This is a genomic window from Chromobacterium sp. CCUG 30098, from assembly GCF_059916605.1.
The window spans coordinates 324,451-339,527 of record NZ_JAUCGS010000001.1; the positions used below are offsets into that span (position 1 = coordinate 324,451).

15 protein-coding genes are annotated in these 15,077 nt (G+C 65.9%); 9 read left to right on the plus strand and 6 right to left on the minus strand.

What is annotated here, in order from left to right; translation table 11 throughout:
* Positions 1 to 6: 6 nt before the first annotated feature.
* The gene (locus QUG03_RS01600; protein ID WP_500819213.1) at positions 7 to 1,320 is read right to left on the minus strand and encodes a Na+/H+ antiporter family protein; all 1,314 of its coding nucleotides are present in this window, start codon (positions 1,318 to 1,320) and stop codon (positions 7 to 9) included.
* A 336-nt stretch (positions 1,321 to 1,656) separates the two neighbouring features.
* Here QUG03_RS01600 and QUG03_RS01605 point away from each other — a divergent pair, with 336 nt between their 5' ends.
* Together QUG03_RS01605 and QUG03_RS01610 are read left to right on the plus strand one after the other, a co-directional pair.
* Entirely contained in the window at positions 1,657 to 1,953 is a 297-nt protein-coding gene (locus QUG03_RS01605; RefSeq protein WP_107801047.1) for a DUF2325 domain-containing protein, read from the plus strand.
* Positions 1,950 to 2,108, plus strand: coding sequence for a hypothetical protein (locus QUG03_RS01610; RefSeq protein WP_158274379.1), 159 nt, complete (start codon positions 1,950 to 1,952; stop codon positions 2,106 to 2,108). The genes QUG03_RS01605 and QUG03_RS01610 overlap by 4 nt, the downstream gene beginning before the upstream one ends.
* 15 nt (positions 2,109 to 2,123) lie before the next feature.
* Here QUG03_RS01610 and rlmH read toward each other — a convergent pair whose 3' ends face one another.
* From rlmH to QUG03_RS01635, 5 genes are all read right to left on the minus strand, one after another.
* A complete protein-coding gene (gene rlmH, locus QUG03_RS01615) occupies positions 2,124 to 2,594 on the minus strand; it encodes a 23S rRNA (pseudouridine(1915)-N(3))-methyltransferase RlmH (RefSeq protein WP_227105648.1) in 471 nt (156 codons plus the stop codon).
* A gap of 75 nt (positions 2,595 to 2,669) precedes the next feature.
* Positions 2,670 to 3,038: a ribosome silencing factor gene (gene rsfS / locus QUG03_RS01620; protein ID WP_019101317.1), complete on the minus strand. Its 369-nt coding sequence runs from the start codon at positions 3,036 to 3,038 to the stop codon at positions 2,670 to 2,672.
* A 173-nt stretch (positions 3,039 to 3,211) separates the two neighbouring features.
* Positions 3,212 to 3,850: a nicotinate-nucleotide adenylyltransferase gene (gene nadD, locus QUG03_RS01625; protein WP_500819214.1), complete on the minus strand. Its 639-nt coding sequence runs from the start codon at positions 3,848 to 3,850 to the stop codon at positions 3,212 to 3,214.
* Between the two features lie 4 nt (positions 3,851 to 3,854).
* Positions 3,855 to 4,433 carry a beta-class carbonic anhydrase gene (locus tag QUG03_RS01630; RefSeq protein WP_500819215.1) on the minus strand — a complete coding sequence of 193 codons (579 nt, stop codon included), beginning with the start codon at positions 4,431 to 4,433 and terminating at the stop codon, positions 3,855 to 3,857.
* A gap of 255 nt (positions 4,434 to 4,688) precedes the next feature.
* Positions 4,689 to 5,726: a DUF2804 domain-containing protein gene (locus QUG03_RS01635; protein ID WP_486636101.1), complete on the minus strand. Its 1,038-nt coding sequence runs from the start codon at positions 5,724 to 5,726 to the stop codon at positions 4,689 to 4,691.
* 159 nt (positions 5,727 to 5,885) lie between these two features.
* Here QUG03_RS01635 and QUG03_RS01640 point away from each other — a divergent pair, with 159 nt between their 5' ends.
* The 7 genes from QUG03_RS01640 (at position 5,886) to aceF (ending at position 15,026) form a co-directional block, all read left to right on the plus strand.
* The gene (locus tag QUG03_RS01640; protein WP_043589439.1) at positions 5,886 to 6,200 is read left to right on the plus strand and encodes an ArsR/SmtB family transcription factor; all 315 of its coding nucleotides are present in this window, start codon (positions 5,886 to 5,888) and stop codon (positions 6,198 to 6,200) included.
* A complete protein-coding gene (locus tag QUG03_RS01645) occupies positions 6,200 to 6,631 on the plus strand; it encodes a YeeE/YedE family protein (RefSeq protein WP_500819216.1) in 432 nt (143 codons plus the stop codon). Before QUG03_RS01640 ends, QUG03_RS01645 begins: the two co-directional genes overlap by 1 nt.
* 2 nt (positions 6,632 to 6,633) lie before the next feature.
* The gene (locus QUG03_RS01650) at positions 6,634 to 7,062 is read left to right on the plus strand and encodes a DUF6691 family protein (protein ID WP_227105642.1); all 429 of its coding nucleotides are present in this window, start codon (positions 6,634 to 6,636) and stop codon (positions 7,060 to 7,062) included.
* On the plus strand, positions 7,059 to 8,783 hold the full coding sequence (locus QUG03_RS01655) for a SulP family inorganic anion transporter (RefSeq protein WP_488905440.1): 1,725 nt from the start codon (positions 7,059 to 7,061) through the stop codon (positions 8,781 to 8,783). Before QUG03_RS01650 ends, QUG03_RS01655 begins: the two co-directional genes overlap by 4 nt.
* Before the next feature lie 57 nt (positions 8,784 to 8,840).
* Complete coding sequence (locus QUG03_RS01660; protein WP_253313876.1) at positions 8,841 to 10,277, plus strand: M48 family metalloprotease; 1,437 nt, start codon at positions 8,841 to 8,843, stop codon at positions 10,275 to 10,277.
* 312 nt (positions 10,278 to 10,589) lie between these two features.
* The gene (gene aceE, locus QUG03_RS01665; RefSeq protein ID WP_235085826.1) at positions 10,590 to 13,253 is read left to right on the plus strand and encodes a pyruvate dehydrogenase (acetyl-transferring), homodimeric type; all 2,664 of its coding nucleotides are present in this window, start codon (positions 10,590 to 10,592) and stop codon (positions 13,251 to 13,253) included.
* A gap of 120 nt (positions 13,254 to 13,373) precedes the next feature.
* Positions 13,374 to 15,026, plus strand: a complete 1,653-nt coding sequence (gene aceF / locus QUG03_RS01670; RefSeq protein WP_500819217.1) for a dihydrolipoyllysine-residue acetyltransferase — start codon at positions 13,374 to 13,376, stop codon at positions 15,024 to 15,026.
* The last annotated feature ends 51 nt before the right edge of the window (positions 15,027 to 15,077 follow it).

Genomic DNA, 15,077 nt, shown 5'->3' on the forward strand with positions numbered 1-15,077 from the left:
GCCATTCTACAACACCATGGCCGCGATCCAGCCGGCCGCCAGCACAGGCAGGTTGTAGTGCAGGAAGGTGGGCAGCACGGTGTCGCGGATATGGTCGTGCTGGCCGTCCACGTTCAGGCCCGAAGTCGGGCCCAGCGTGGAGTCCGAAGCCGGCGAGCCGGCGTCGCCCAGCGCGCCGGCGGTGCCGATGATGGCCACGGTGGCCAGCGGCGAGAAGCCCAGGTGCATGCACAGGGGCACGTAGATGGCGGTGAGAATGGGCACGGTGGAGAAGGACGAGCCTATGCCCAGGGTCACCACCAGGCCCACCAGCAGCATGGCGAAGGCGGCCATGCCCTGATTGCCGGCGAACAGGCCGGCGCTGGCGGTCACCAGCGCGCCCACCTGGCCGGTGGCCTTCAGCACTTCCGCGAAGCCCTGGGCGGTGATCATGGTGAAGCCTATCATCGCCATCATCTTCATTCCCTCGTTGAACAAACCGTCCGCGTCCTTCCATTTCACCACGCCGGTGGCGAGGAAGAGCAGAAAGCCCGCCAGCGCGCCCATGATCATCGAATCGGTATACAGCTGCACCGCGAAGGCCAGCGTGATCGCCAGCAGCGCGGTGGCCAGCGATTTGCGGCTGACCTTGGCGCGGGTGCGCTCGGCGTTTTCTATCTTGCCCAGCGCGTACTGGCGCGGTTTGCGGTAGCTGACCAGCACCGCCCACAGCAGGCCGGCCAGCATGCCCAGAGCCGGTATCGCCATCGCGTGCATCACATTGACGCCGCGCACGTCCATGCCGGATTTGGCGATGTTGCCGAGCAGGATCTGCTTCAGAAAGATATCGCCGAAGCCCACCGGGAACACCATATAGGGCGTGACCAGGCCGAAGGTGATCACGCAGGCGACCAGGCGGCGGTCCAGATGCAGCCGCGCCATCACATAGAGCAGCGGCGGCACCAGCAGCGGGATGAAGGCGATGTGGATGGGAACCAGGTTCTGACTGGCGACGCTGACCAGGGCCAGCAACAGGATCAAGGCCCATTTCAGTTTGCCTTGCGCGCCGCCTCGTTCCAGCCGCTTGATCGCCAGATCCGCCATCGCGTGCGGCAGGCCGGATTTGGCGATGGCCAGCGCGAAGGCGCCCAGCAGGGCGTAGGACAAGGCCACCGCGGCGCCGCCGGTGATGCCGTTGTTGAAGGCTTCCAGCGTGCGGGACAGGGACAGGCCGCCGCTAAGGCCGCCGATCAAGGCGCCGAGCAGCAGGCTGATGACGACGTGGGTGCGCAAGAGCGCCAGCCCGAGCATGACGATGACGGCCAGAAGAACTGCGTTCATTTGTATATACAGATCAATAGGTTGGGCGGATAGGCCGAGGGCGCGCAGCGTAGCGGGTTTCGGTTTTTCTGTCGATAGTTTTGCTGGCAAGGACGGGGGGAGGGGCGCGAGATGAGGCCCGCCGTGGCGGCGGAGGCGGCGTCTTGTTTTACCTAGAGATTTCAAAGGTTTGCCGATTCATCGTCGCGGAGGATGACGCGATGGGACCGCTGCGGCATTTATATATTTATTGGAAATAAAAAACTAATTTTATATATCTTTACTGCGCCATTACATCGGCTTAGAGTGAGGACATGTCAAGGCGGCGTGCCGCGCCGCGCGAGAAGGAGGTGGCTGATGAACGCTCTGCTGATAGGCGCGGACAGCTTGGGGAATATTCCGGCGGTTCTGCAAAGCTACGATATCCGGATTTCCCGCCACATCTGCGGGCGCAACGTCGCGCATCAGCGCAAGGCGCCGCTGCCGGGCAAGCCGGATCTGTTGATCCTGCTCACCGATTTCCTGGGACACAATGTGATGCGCAATTACCGGGACAGCGCCCACGCGCTGGGCATTCCGGTGGTGGCCTGCCGCCGATCCGCCACCGCGGTGGAGCGGCGTTTGCAATATGAGGGCTGGAGGAAGCTGCCATGATTTTTTCAGGCAATGAAAATTGGTTGGACAGCCTGGCGCGCGCCGAGGGCTCGGCGCTGCCGCTGCGCGAGGATTCCGTCACGGTGGAGTGGGCCGGATTGGCGCCGCCGCCCTTGCCGCCGCCCTTGGCGGCCCAGGCCTCGCCGCCGGCTTGATCCGCCAGCGTCCGTCTATTCGCGATGGTAGGGGTGGTTGTTGAGAATGGAATAGGCGCGGTAGATCTGCTCGGCCAGCATCACCCGGACCATGCCGTGGGGCAGCGTCATCGCGGACAGTTGCAGCAGCACGTCGGCGCGTTGTTTCAATTCCGCGGCCAGGCCGTCGGCGCCGCCGATGATGAAGGCCACATCGTCGCCGCCGGCCATCCATTCCTTCAGGCCTTCGGCCAGCCGCACCGAGGTCCAGTTCTTGCCGCGCTCGTCCATCACCACCAGCCGCGCGCGCGGCGGAAGGGCGGCGAGCAGCCGCTCGTGTTCGGCGGCAATGCCTTTTTCGGCGGTGACGCCGCCGCCGCGTTTCTCCGGCTTGATTTCCTTCAGTTCCAGCGTGATGTCGCGGCCAAACCGCTTGGCGTAATCGCCGTAGGCTTCGTCGACCCAGCGCGGCATCTTGGTGCCGACGGCGAGAATAGTGATTTTCATCGTGTGTGAGCCAGGAAGTAAAACGCAAACGGGGACTTGCGTCCCCGTTCTTGATGGCGGCTTAGCGCAGCCGGATCAGGTCGCCGACCACGGACGGCCGCCGGCCGGCAGGAAGCTGGGCTTCTGACCGCCCCACAGCGCTTCGATGTCGTAGTAGTCGCGCACCGCGGGCAGCATCACGTGCACCACCACGTCGCCGGCGTCCACCAGCACCCATTCGCCGCTTTCGTGGCCTTCGCTGCCGACGATGTCCACGCCGGCTTCCTTCAGCTTCACGTGCACGCTGTTGGCCAGCGCCTTGACCTGGCGGTTGGAGTCGCCGGTGGCCACGATCATGCACTGGAACAGCGAGGTCAGCTTGCTGGTGTCCAGTTCGATGATGTCCTTGCCCTTGACGTCTTCCAGGGCTTCGATCGCCAGCTTGGCAATGTCTTGCACTTCCATAATGTCCTTTTCCTATGCGGGGTCCGCGTCGGCCAGAGCCGGCGCAAAGCGGCCGCAAAATGGCGGGCGGGCCGGCGCGCGCAAGCGGCCGGCAGACCCGCCGTATTGCTTTTAAAGTGAATCGCTGCCGGCCGTCTGCTGACGGCCTGGCGGAAAGTGGCCGGACACGGCGGCTACACTGTCTGGTATAGCCGGTGTTGGCGGATATAGGCCAGTACCGCGGGCGGCAGCACATCGTCCACCGCGTCGCCGCGCGCCAGGCGCTGGCGGATGTCGGTGGCCGCGATGTCCACCGGCGGCAAGGCCAAGGGGCGGATTGTACCGGATGCGGTTCGATTTGAAAAATCAGAGACTTGCCGGGCGCGCCACAAGGGCCGCACCGGCGCGGGCAGCGAGGCGGGATCGAAGCCGGGGCGCAAGGCTACGGCCAGGTTGGCGAAACGCAACAGTTCGTCCCAGCGCTTCCAGGTGTGCAGCGTGGCCAGCGAGTCGCCGCCGATCAAAAACCACAATTCGGCGGCGGGGCCCAGCTCGGCGCGCAGTTCTTCCAGGGTGTCTATGGTGTAGGCCGCGCCGGGGCGGCGCACTTCGCGCTCGTCCACCGTCAGCCGCGGATGATCCGCCGCCGCCAGCTCTGCCATGGCGAGGCGCTGGGCCGGCGCGGCGTACGGGCCGTGGCTGCGATGATAGGGCCGGCCGGCCGGAATCAGCCTGACCTCGTCCAGCGCCAGCTCCGCGGCGAAGGCGTCGGCCATGCGCAGGTGGGCGTTGTGGATGGGGTCGAAGGTGCCGCCGAACAGGCCCAGACGCACCGGCTTACTCCGGAGCGTCGTCGTTCTGGTAGCCGTCGACGATGACTTCCAGCCGGCCGGTGGACGGATGGATCACCATGCCGTGCACCGGAACGTCCTTGGGCATCAGCGGATGGTTGCGGATGGTGTGCACGGTGTGGCGCACGCTGTCGGACACGTTGTCGAAGCCCTTCAGCCAGCCGTCCAGGTCGATGCCGGCCGCGCGCAGCGTGGCGATGGTGTCTTCCGACACGCCGCGTTCCAACGCATGGTCCAGCACGCGCTGCGGATCGACCGCGCGCATGCCGCAGTCGCGGTGAGCGACCACGCAGATCTCGTCGGCGCGCAGTTCGTATACGGCCATGATCAGGCTGCGCATCACCGAACCCCACGGGTGGGTGATCAGCGCGCCGGCGTTCTTGATCAGCTTGGCGTCGCCGTTCTTCAGGCCCATGGCCTTGGGCAGCAGTTCCACCAGCCGGGCGTCCATACAGGCCAGGACGGCCAGGCCTTTGCCGGGGAATTTGTCGGTCTTGAACTGCTCGTATTCGCGGTTTTCCACGAAGTGGCGGTTGTGTTCGAGCAGAGCGCTTAATCTATCCATGATGGCAATCTCCTACTGAGAGTCTGTTCATGAGCGTTCTGGCGCGGAGACGCAAAAGGATCATGGACAGGCTCTGAAGCTGCATTGGGTCGTTTAGAGAAAATACTCGGTTGCGGGCGCATCCTACCACTGTTGTTCCGGCCGGTCTTGTGTTTTCGCAAACCAGGGATTTCCCTGACTACAGCAGGGAATTTCGATGAACTCCAGACAATGGCGGCGAATGGGCGCTGGCGCGCCGCATCGAGCGGGCTACGCTCACCAACGCGACAGATGGTCCTCGGTCACGCCGAGCAAGTCGTCGACCACATGGACGGCGCCGTTGTCCGGGTCGCGGATCTGGCCGTTGAAGCGGCCGATAGGCTGCACATAGCGGCTGGCGGCGATCAGCAGATTCTTGTCTTCGCGGCGCGCCCCCTCAGGGGCGAAGCTCAGGTCCAGCAAGCCGTTGTCGCTCTGCATGCGCCAGCCCAGCAGCGGATCCTCCGGCTGATAGTCGAAGCGCACCGGCCCCAGCCGGATCAGTTTGCCGCGCAGCCAGGCGGCGTTCTCGGTGTCGCCCATATAGCCTTGCTGCAGATTGAAGCCCAGTTCCAGCGAATGCGCGCTGGCCCAGCGCCAGCGGGTTTCCCGCGCCAGCAGGCCGTTGGAATAGTCGAGCGCCGCCACCGCGCCGTCCAGCGAGTAGCGCCGGTCCTGGCAGTCGGCGAAGCCGCTGATCCTGAGGCCGCCGCTTTTATGGGTGGAGTGGGCCAGCCAGTTGGCCGGCGCGATCACCGCCAGCACCGGCGGCATGTCCGTCAATTGAATGTGCGCGGCCAGCTTCAACTGCGGCGAGTCCACCGCCAGTTCCAGCCGCTCGCCGTCGCGGTGGAAGCTCAGCCGGCAGCGGCCGGCCTGGAAGGCGGCGTCGCCAAAGGCGCGGTCTTCGATTCGCGTGGACAGGCCGGGCAGGCCGTTGGCGCTGGCGGCGGCGATGACTTCGCCGCTCTTGCGGTCGAACAGATAGGCGAAGGCGGTGCCGGTCCAGCCGACGTCGACGATGGCGACGCCGATGAAAAAGGCCGGATGGGCGATGGCCGCGTATTGCCAGCGCTTGTGATGCAGCCGGCGCGTCAGCCTTTGGTAAGGCGTGGTTTTCAGCGCGCGCCAGTCCAGCCGCTCGATGATGCCCTGGTACACGCCGAAGGCGGGAATGCCGCGCTCGTGCACCAGTTGCCTGGGGGCGGGCGGGAGGAGGGTGGAGGCCATGGCGGTGCTGGGCCGGGCCGGCGCCGCGGCTGGAAATAGGTTCATGGCCTTGAGTCTACAACAGTTTTTCCCGGTGCGATGGTGACTGATAGGCCATGTGGCGACGGGCGGACAGTGTGGCGAGGCGGTAACAGTTAGTTGATTTACATTATATTATAAAACATAATGTTTGCGACGCCGGATCGCGGCGGCGGGAGAACGAATATGGATTTGAACATGCTGCGCGCCAATGCCGGCCGCGCCGCCTTATTGTTGAAGGGCCTGGCCAACGAGGACAGGCTGCTGCTGCTGTGCCAGCTGGTGGACGGCGAGAAATCGGTGTCGGAGCTGGAGCGTCTGACCGGCATCCGTCAGCCCTCCTTGTCGCAGCAGTTGGGCGTATTGCGCAATGAGGGTCTGGTGGCGACGCGGCGCGAAGGCAAATGGGTGTATTACAGCGTGGCCAGCGCCGACGCCCTGGCCTTGCTGAACGCCTTGCATGCGCTGTTCTGCGCCGACCAGCCGGCAGGGGCGGCGTGATGGCCGTGGATTGGGCGGCGTTCACGCCGTGGTCCGCCCTGTCGGGTGGGGTGCTGATAGGCGCGGCGGCGGGCTGGCTGGCTCTGTCGCACGGCCGCGTCGCCGGCATCAGCGGCATGGTGGCCGGCCTGCTGGGACGGCGGGCGGACTGGCGCGCGCGCTTGGCCTTTCTTCTGGGCCTGACGGCCGCGCCGGCGCTGTGGTGGCTGGCGGCGGGCGAATTGCCCGTCGTCAAGATCGAGGCCGGCGGCATGCGCTTGCTGGCCGCCGGCTTGCTGGTGGGCCTCGGCGCGGGCCTGGGCTCCGGCTGCACCAGCGGCCACGGCGTTTGCGGGCTGGCGCGCATGTCGCCGCGCTCCTTGGCGGCGACGGCGGCCTTTATGTTCGCCGGCTTCGTGGCGGTGGCCGTGTTCAGACATTGGGGGGCGTGAAGATGGCGGCGGAGTGGAAGCGCTTATTGTCGATGGCGGGCGCGGGCCTGTTGTTCGGCCTGGGGCTGTTGCTGTCCGGCATGGCCAATCCGGCCAAGGTGCTGGCCTTTCTGGATCTGGGCGGCGCTTGGGACCCCAGCCTGGCGTTGGTGATGGCCGGCGCCGTCGTCGCGGCCTGGCCGGCCTTCCGTCTGGCCGAGCGCCGCCCGCGCGCGTTCTTGGGCGAGCCGGCGTCTTGGCCGGCCAAGACGCCGCTGACGCGCCGGCTGATAGGCGGCAGCCTGTTGTTCGGCATTGGCTGGGGTCTGGCCGGCATCTGTCCGGGGCCGGCCTTGTTGCTGGGCGGCATGTTGTCGCCGCAGAGCGCGTCCTTCCTGCCGGCGATGGCGGCCGGCCTGTGGCTGGCGGGACGACTGGAGCGGCGCGGATGAGGCTCTGGCTGCCTGCCTGGCTGCGCGGCTACCGGCGCGCCTACTTGCCGGGCGATCTGGGCGCGGGCCTGGTGGTGACCCTGCTGCTGGCGCCGCAAGGGCTGGCTTACGCGCTGGTGGCCGGCTTGCCGGCGCAGGCGGGTTTGTACGCCAGCATCGCGCCCTTGCTGATTTACGCGCTGGCCGGCCGCAGCCACGCGCAGTCGGTGGGGCCGATGGCGATGACTTCCTTATTGGTGGCGGCCACGCTGTCGCGGCTGGCCGAGCCGGGTTCAGGAGATTATCTGGCGCTGGCCATCGGCCTGGCGCTGTTGTCCGGCGCGATGCTGGCGGCGCTGGGCCTGCTGAGGCTGGGCTTCGTCGCCGACCTCTTGTCGGAGCCGGTGCTGGCGGCCTTCACTTCGGCGTCGGCCTTGCTGATCGTGTTGTCGCAGCTGGCGCCCTTGCTGGGCGTGCAGGCCGGCGGCGCGTCCTTGCCGCAGCTGCTGGCCGGGCTGTGGCGAGCGGCCGAAGGGTTCAATTCCGCCGCGCTCTTGCTCGGCGCTCCGGCCTTGGCCTTGCTGCTGCTGGCGCGTTGGCTGGGCGAACCGCTGCTGCGCCGCTGCGGCCTGAGCGCGCCGGCGCGGCAATTATGGCTGCGGCTGGCGCCGCTATTGGCGGTGCTGCTGGGCATGGGGCTGGTGGCCGGCCTGGATTTGCGCTCCGCCTTGCCGGTGGTGGGCGAGATCCCGCCGGGCCTGCCTGCGCCGACCTGGCCGGGGCTGAGCCTGGAGCAGTGGTCGCAGCTGGCGCTGCCGGCTTTTTTCATCGCGCTGATCAATTACGTGCAGAGCCTGGCGGTGGCCCAGGCGCTGGCGCAGCGCCGCGGCGACGAGGTGGATCCGGACCGGGAGCTGTTGGCGCTGGGCCTGTGCAATATCGGCGCCGGCCTGTCCGGCGGCTTCCCGGTCACCGGCGGGCTGACCCGCTCCATGGTCAACGCCGAGGCCGGGGCCCAGACTCAACTGGCCTCGGTGATCGCCGCCCTGGGTCTCATGCTGCTGGCCGGCTTCGCCGCCGCGGCGCTGGCCTTGCTGCCGCTATCGGTATTGGCGGCGATGATCATCGCTTCGGTCAGCGCCATGATACGTTTCGACAGCCTGCGCCTGGCCTGGCGCGTCGATCGCGCCGATGCGGCGGCGTTCGCGCTGACCTTTGTTCTGGTGCTGTGGCTGGGGGTGGACTCCGGCATCGTCGCCGGCGTGCTGATGTCGCTGGCGGCCATGTTGTGGCGCAGCAGCCGGCCGCATATCGCCGAACTGGGCCGGCTGCCGGGCAGTCATCATTTCCGCAATCGGCTGCGTTTCGCGGTGGAGCGCCTGCCCGGCGCGCTGTTTCTGCGCGTGGACGAAAGCCTGTTCTTCGGCAATGCCCGCCAAGTGCGCGGCGAGACGCTGCGCCGGCTGGCCGCCCAGGCCGGAAGCACGCGATTGGTGCTGATCATGAGCGCGGTCAATCGCGTGGATACCAGCGCCTTGCTGATGCTGGCGCGGCTGGACGCGGAGCTGGCGGCGCGCGGCGTGACGCTGCACCTGGCCGAGATCAAGGGGCCGGTGGCGCAGCGGATGGAGGGCGGCGGCCTGCTGGCCGGTTTCAACGGCCGCGTGCACTTGAGCGCGCAAGCGGCGTGGGAGGCGCTGACCGCGCCGCGGCGGGACGGCGGGGAAGCTCATACTCTTTGACAGTTGATGTTGCGCCGCCTCATGCAACTTGTGGGCGAACCTGGCTATCATAGCCGGATGACCAAACAGACCCTGCTGGCCGGCGTGCTGGCGCTGAGCTTGTTGCACCCGTCCGTCAGCTATGCCGATTTGCCCGATCTGGGCGAGGTGTCGGACGCCTCGCTGACGCTGGCGGATGAAAACCGCATCGGCCGCCAGGCCTGGCGCGCCATGCTGGAGGCGGGAGACATCGTCGACGATCAGGAGGTCAACGATTACCTCAACGATATCGGCGGCCGGCTCTCCAGCGGCGTCAAGCTGCCCGGCGTCGGTTTCACCTATTTCTGCGTCAACGACAGCGGCATCAACGCCTTCGCCATGCCCGGCGGCTATATCGGCATCAATATCGGACTGCTGCTGGCGACCCAGAGCGAAGGCGAGCTCGCCTCGGTGCTGGGGCATGAAACCGCCCACGTCGCCCAGCGCCACATCGCGCGGATGAAGGCGGCCAGCAGCGCCACCAGCCCCTTGTTGTTGTTGGGCACCATCATCGCCGCCGCGCTGGCGGCCAAGGCCGGCAGCGGTCAGGGCGCGATGGGCGTGGTGTCCGCCGGCATGGGGCTGTCGATTTCCAACCAACTGGCGTTTTCGCGCGATTTCGAACGCGAAGCCGACCGCGTCGGCATGCAATACATGAGCCAGGCCGGCTTCGACGTGCGCAGCATGCCGGCTTTCTTTCAGCGGTTGCAGCTGAACGAGCGTTACAGCGACAACGCGGCGCTGGCCTTCCTGCGCACCCACCCGGTGACGCTGGAGCGCATCAGCGAAGCGGAAAACCGAGCGCTGGACTACCCGGTGAAGATGCGCGCCGACAGCGTCGATTACCTGCTGGTGCGCGAGAAACTGCGCGCCGCGACGCTGACGCCGGACGAAGGGGAGCGCTATTACGAGGCGGCGCTGGACCGCGGCCTGTACCTGAACGAGGGCGCGCAGTGGTATGGTCTGGCCCAGGTCAAGCTGCGTCAGCGCGATATCGCCGGCGCGCGCCAGGCGCTGGCCAAGGCGCGGACCAAGCTGCCGGACCACCCGATGCTGCGGGGCCTGGACGTGGCGATAGAGCGCGAACGCAAGGACTGGCCGGCCGCCCGCAACGCGGCGCGCGCCGGGCTGGCCCGTTTTCCGCAGAGCCTGTCGCTGCAGTTGCTGGACATCGACGTCGCCATCGCCAGCGGCGACAGCCAGGGCGCGCTGGCCCTGATCAAGACCCAGCTGAACCGCCATCCGGACAATCCGGGGCTGTATCGGCGCCAGGCCAGCTTGTACGCCGACCGCGACCCGCTGCGTTACCACGCGGCCTTGGGCAACGCCTTCTATCATGAACAGCGCTACCAGCCGGCGATGGAGCAGTTCCAACTGGCCGGCAAGGCCAAGGGCGACGATTTCTACCTGCGCTCCTCAATCGAAGCGCGCATCCGCGAACTGGACCGGCTTGTCCGGGACGAGAGAAAGAAGTAAGCGCGCAACTGAAACGAATGTTTCAATTTGCGACAGTAAATCGCAAAAAAACAACATGGTGCGGCGCAATAACCGCTGTTTTCCGCCCCGAAACAAGCGTTAGTACGCTTGACCTATTCCTTTGTGAAAGCCGGAAGACGTACACTTGCTCAAGATACGGCGCTCTTTTCGCAAATGAACATTTTTATTTGCGATTGCGTTCGTTTATAATCTGAAGCTAATAAATAGGTTCGAATTCGAGCCGATTGCAATAACGCGGGGCCGCGCAGTGCTACATACGGCCCCCGATCCACCTTGCTGTGAGGACCAGAGATGGCTGCAACTTTCCCTGACGATATCGATCCGTTGGAAACCCAGGAATGGACTGAAGCGCTGGAGTCGGTGCTGGATGCCGAAGGCCCGGAACGCGCGCATTACCTGTTGGAGAAACTGGTCGAGCGCACCCGCCGCCGCGGCGCCCATCTGCCGTTTGACGCCACCACCGCATACCAGAACAGCATTCCGCTCGGCAAAGAAGTCAAGTCGCCGGGCAACCACGAGATGGAGCATCGCATCCGCTCGATCAACCGCTGGAACGCCGCCGCTTTGGTGCTGCGCGCCGGCAAGAAGGATCTGGAGCTGGGCGGCCACATCGCCTCCTTCCAATCCTCCGCCACCCTGTACGACGTGGGCTTCAACCACTTCTGGCGCGCCCAGAACGATGAGCAAGACGGCGATCTGATCTACTTCCAAGGCCATATTTCCCCGGGCGTGTACGCACGCGCCTTCATGGAAGGCCGCCTGTCCGCCGAGCAGCTGGACAGCTTCCGCCAGGAAGTGGACGGCAACGGCCTGTCCTCCTACCCGCACCCGTGGCTGATGAAGGACTTCTGGCAGTTCCCGACCGTGTCGATGGGCCTGGGCCCCTTGATGGCCATCTACCAAGCCCGCTTCCTCAAGTACCTGGAAAGTCGCGGTCTGGCCAAGACCCACGGCCGCAAAGTCTGGTGTTTCTGCGGCGACGGCGAGATGGACGAGCCGGAATCCCTGGGCGCCATCTCCATGGCCGCCCGCGAAGGCCTGGACAACCTGATCTTCGTGGTCAACTGCAACCTGCAGCGTCTGGACGGCCCGGTGCGCGGCAACGGCAAGATCATTCAGGAACTGGAAGGCGACTTCCGCGGTTCCGGCTGGAACGTGCTGAAAGTGATCTGGGGCTCGCGTTGGGACCCGCTGCTGGCGATGGACAGCAAGGGCCTGCTGAAGAAGCGCATGGACGAGTGCGTGGACGGCGACTACCAGACCTTCAAATCCAAGGACGGCGCTTACGTTCGCGAACACTTCTTCGGCAAGTACCCGGAGCTGCGCGAAATGGTCGCCAATATGTCCGACGACGAGATCTGGGCGCTGAACCGCGGCGGCCATGACCCGCACAAGGTGTACGCCGCCTACCACGAGGCGTCCAACAGCGCCAACGGCCGTCCGACCGTGATCCTGGCCAAGACCATCAAGGGTTACGGCATGGGCGCGTCCGGCGAAGCCAAGAACATCGCGCACCAGGCCAAGAAAATGGATCTGGATTCGCTGCGCAAATTCCGCGACCGCTTCGGCATTCCGGTGTCCGACGAGGACCTGGCGAACGTGCCGTACTACCTGCCGGCCGAAGACAGCCCGGAAATGAAGTACATGCGCGAACGCCGCGCCGCGCTGGGCGGCTACCTGCCGGCCCGCAAGCCGGTGACCACCGCGCTGCAAACGCCGGAACTGTCCGTGTTCGACGCGCAGCTGCAAGCGTCCGGCGACCGCGAGTTCTCCACCACCATGGCCTTCGTCCGCATGCTGGGCACCATCATGAAGGACAAGAACATCGGCCAGCGCGTGGTGCCCATCGTGCCGGACGAGTCCCGCACCTTCGGCATGGAAGGCATGTTCCGCCAGTACGGCATCTGGTCCACCCAGGGTCAGAACTACGTGCCGCAGGATCATGACCAGCTGATGTTCTACAAGGAATCCAAGGACGGCCAGATCCTGCAGGAAGGCATCAACGAGCCGGGCGCGATGGCTGACTGGATCGCCGCGGCGACCAGCTATGCCAACAGCAGCCAGCAGATGATTCCGTTCTACATCTACTACTCGATGTTCGGCTTCCAGCGCATCGGCGACCTGGCCTGGGCCGCCGGCGACATGCGCGCCCGCGGCTTCCTGTTGGGCGGCACCGCCGGCCGCACCACGCTGAACGGCGAAGGCCTGCAGCACGAAGACGGCCACAGCCACATCCAGGCCGGCCTGATCCCGAACTGCATCAGCTACGACCCGACCTTCGCTTACGAACTGGCGGTGATCGTGCAAGACGGTCTGCGCCGCATGTATGCGGAGCAGGAAGACGTCTTCTACTACCTGACCCTGATGAACGAAAACTACGTTCACCCGGCGATGCCGGCGGGCGCGGAAGAGGGCATCCTGAAAGGCATGTATCTGCTGCAGGACGGCGGCGACGCTCAGGTGAAAGTGCAGCTGATGGGCTCCGGCACCATTCTGCGCGAAGTGATGGCCGCGGCCGATCTGCTGAAGGCCGACTTCGGCATCGGCGCCGACATCTGGAGCGTGACCTCCTTCAACCAGCTGCGCCGCGACGGCATGGAAGCCGAGCGTCACAACCTGCTGAACCCGACCGCCGAAGCGCGGGCCTCCTACGTGGCCCAGCAGTTGTCCGGCCGTCAGGGTCCGGTGGTGGCCGCGACCGACTACATCCGCAACTACGCCGACCAGATCCGCGAATACGTTCCGGGCCGTTACGTGGTGCTGGGCACCGACGGCTTCGGCCGTTCCGACAGCCGCGCCAACCTGCGTTCCTTCTTCGAGGTGGATCGCTACCACGTGGCGCTGGCGGCCTTGTCCGCACTGGCGCGCGACGGCAAGATCGAAGCGTCCAAGGTGGCCGAGGCGATCGCCAAGTACGGCATCAAGACCGACAAGCTGCCTAGCTGGAAGGTGTAATCGCAGAGCGGAAGCCCCGGTTCAGGCCGGGGTCTTCCGCCTTTGCATGGCAAGCGAATCTGTAGCGGATATCCGGCGGCAAGCCCCGACAGGGGCTTCCGCCTTACGAATGGAAAGCTCATGAGCAATCTGATCGAATTGAAAGTGCCCGACATCGGCGGTCACAGCAATGTAGACATCATCGAAGTATTCATCGTCCCGGGCCAGACCGTGTCCGTGGACGATTCCCTGATCACGCTGGAAACCGACAAGGCCACCATGGAAGTGCCGGCGGAAACCGCGGGCGTGATCAAGGAAGTCAAAGCCGTCGTTGGCGGCAAGATCTCCGAAGGCGACGTGATCGCCATCCTGGAAGTGGGCGCTGCAGCGTCCGCGCCGGCCTCGGCCGCAGCCGCCCCGGCTCCCGCAGCCGCCCCGGCTCCGGCTCCGGTTGCAGCCGCTCCCGCCGCCGCGCCTGCCGCGCCGGCGGCTTCCGGCCGCAGCGAAATCCGCGTGCCGGACATCGGCGGCCACAACGGCGTCGACGTGATCGAAGTGACCGTCAAGGTCGGCGATGAGATCGCCGTCGACGACAGCCTGATCACGCTGGAAACCGACAAGGCCACCATGGAAGTGCCGGCCTCCGCCGCCGGCCGCGTGGTGGAAGTCAAAGTGAAAGTGGGCGACAAGGTCAGCGAAGGCGATCTGATTGTGGTGGTCGAAGGCGCCGTTGCCGCCGCCGCCGCCGCCGCTCCGGCAGCCGCAGCTGTCGCCGCCCCGGCTCCTGCCGCCGCCTCGGCTGCTCCGGCCCCGGTGGCCGCCGCGCCTGCCGCCGCTCCTGCCAAGGCCGCCGCCGCCATCGACGAAGCCTCCTTCTCCAAAGCCCACGCCGGTCCGTCCGTGCGCCGTCTGGCGCGCGAACTGGGCGTGGACCTGGGCAAGGTCAAGGGCAACGGCCGCAAGGGCCGCATTACCGAGGAAGACGTCAAAGCCTTCGTCAAGGGCGTGATGCAGAACCCGGCGGCGCTGGCCCCGGCCGCCGCGGCCTCCTCCGGCGGCGGTCTGGATCTGCTGCCGTGGCCGAAAGTCGATTTCGCCAAGTTCGGCCCGATCGAAACCAAGCCGCTGTCCCGCATCCAGAAGATTTCCGGCGCCAATCTGTCGCGCAACTGGGTGATGATCCCGCACGTAACCTTCAACGACGAGTGCGACATCACCGAGCTGGAAGACTTCCGCAAGACCGTGGGCAAGGAATGGGAAAAGTCCGGCCTGAAGATCAGCCCGCTGGCCTTCATCATCAAGGCAGCCGCCGAGGCGCTGAAAGCTTTCCCGAATTTCAACAGCTCGCTGGACGGCGACAATCTGGTGCTGAAGCAGTACTACCACATCGGCTTCGCCGCCGACACGCCTAACGGCCTGGTAGTGCCGGTGATCAAGGACGCGGACAAGAAAGGTCTGCGCCAGATCGCCCAGGAACTGACCGATCTGTCCAAGCTGGCGCGCGAAGGCAAGCTCAAGCCCACCGACATGCAGGGCGCCACCTTCACCATCTCCAGCCTGGGCGGCATTGGCGGCACCAGCTTCACGCCCATCGTCAACGCGCCGGAAGTGGCCATCCTCGGCGTCTGCAAATCGCAGATCAAGCCGGTGTGGAACGGCAAGGAATTCGCGCCGCGCCTGATGTGCCCGCTGTCGCTGTCCTTCGATCACCGCGTGATCGACGGCGCCGCCGCCGCGCGCTTCACCGTGCATCTGGGCAAACTGCTGTCCGATGTGCGCCGCCTGATTCTGTAATCGCCAGCCGGGCGGACGCCCCGGCCTGGCCGGAGCGCGCCGCCCAAGCGA

Coding starts and splice junctions, on each gene's coding strand:
- QUG03_RS01600 (WP_500819213.1), bottom strand. CDS start 1,320: ATGAACGCAGTTCTTCTGGCCGTCATCGTCATGCTCGGGCTGGCGCTC.
- QUG03_RS01605 (WP_107801047.1), top strand. CDS start 1,657: ATGAACGCTCTGCTGATAGGCGCGGACAGCTTGGGGAATATTCCGGCG.
- QUG03_RS01610 (WP_158274379.1), top strand. CDS start 1,950: ATGATTTTTTCAGGCAATGAAAATTGGTTGGACAGCCTGGCGCGCGCC.
- rlmH (WP_227105648.1), bottom strand. CDS start 2,594: ATGAAAATCACTATTCTCGCCGTCGGCACCAAGATGCCGCGCTGGGTC.
- rsfS (WP_019101317.1), bottom strand. CDS start 3,038: ATGGAAGTGCAAGACATTGCCAAGCTGGCGATCGAAGCCCTGGAAGAC.
- QUG03_RS01630 (WP_500819215.1), bottom strand. CDS start 4,433: ATGGATAGATTAAGCGCTCTGCTCGAACACAACCGCCACTTCGTGGAA.
- QUG03_RS01635 (WP_486636101.1), bottom strand. CDS start 5,726: ATGAACCTATTTCCAGCCGCGGCGCCGGCCCGGCCCAGCACCGCCATG.
- QUG03_RS01640 (WP_043589439.1), top strand. CDS start 5,886: ATGGATTTGAACATGCTGCGCGCCAATGCCGGCCGCGCCGCCTTATTG.
- QUG03_RS01645 (WP_500819216.1), top strand. CDS start 6,200: ATGGCCGTGGATTGGGCGGCGTTCACGCCGTGGTCCGCCCTGTCGGGT.
- QUG03_RS01650 (WP_227105642.1), top strand. CDS start 6,634: ATGGCGGCGGAGTGGAAGCGCTTATTGTCGATGGCGGGCGCGGGCCTG.
- QUG03_RS01655 (WP_488905440.1), top strand. CDS start 7,059: ATGAGGCTCTGGCTGCCTGCCTGGCTGCGCGGCTACCGGCGCGCCTAC.
- QUG03_RS01660 (WP_253313876.1), top strand. CDS start 8,841: ATGACCAAACAGACCCTGCTGGCCGGCGTGCTGGCGCTGAGCTTGTTG.
- aceE (WP_235085826.1), top strand. CDS start 10,590: ATGGCTGCAACTTTCCCTGACGATATCGATCCGTTGGAAACCCAGGAA.
- aceF (WP_500819217.1), top strand. CDS start 13,374: ATGAGCAATCTGATCGAATTGAAAGTGCCCGACATCGGCGGTCACAGC.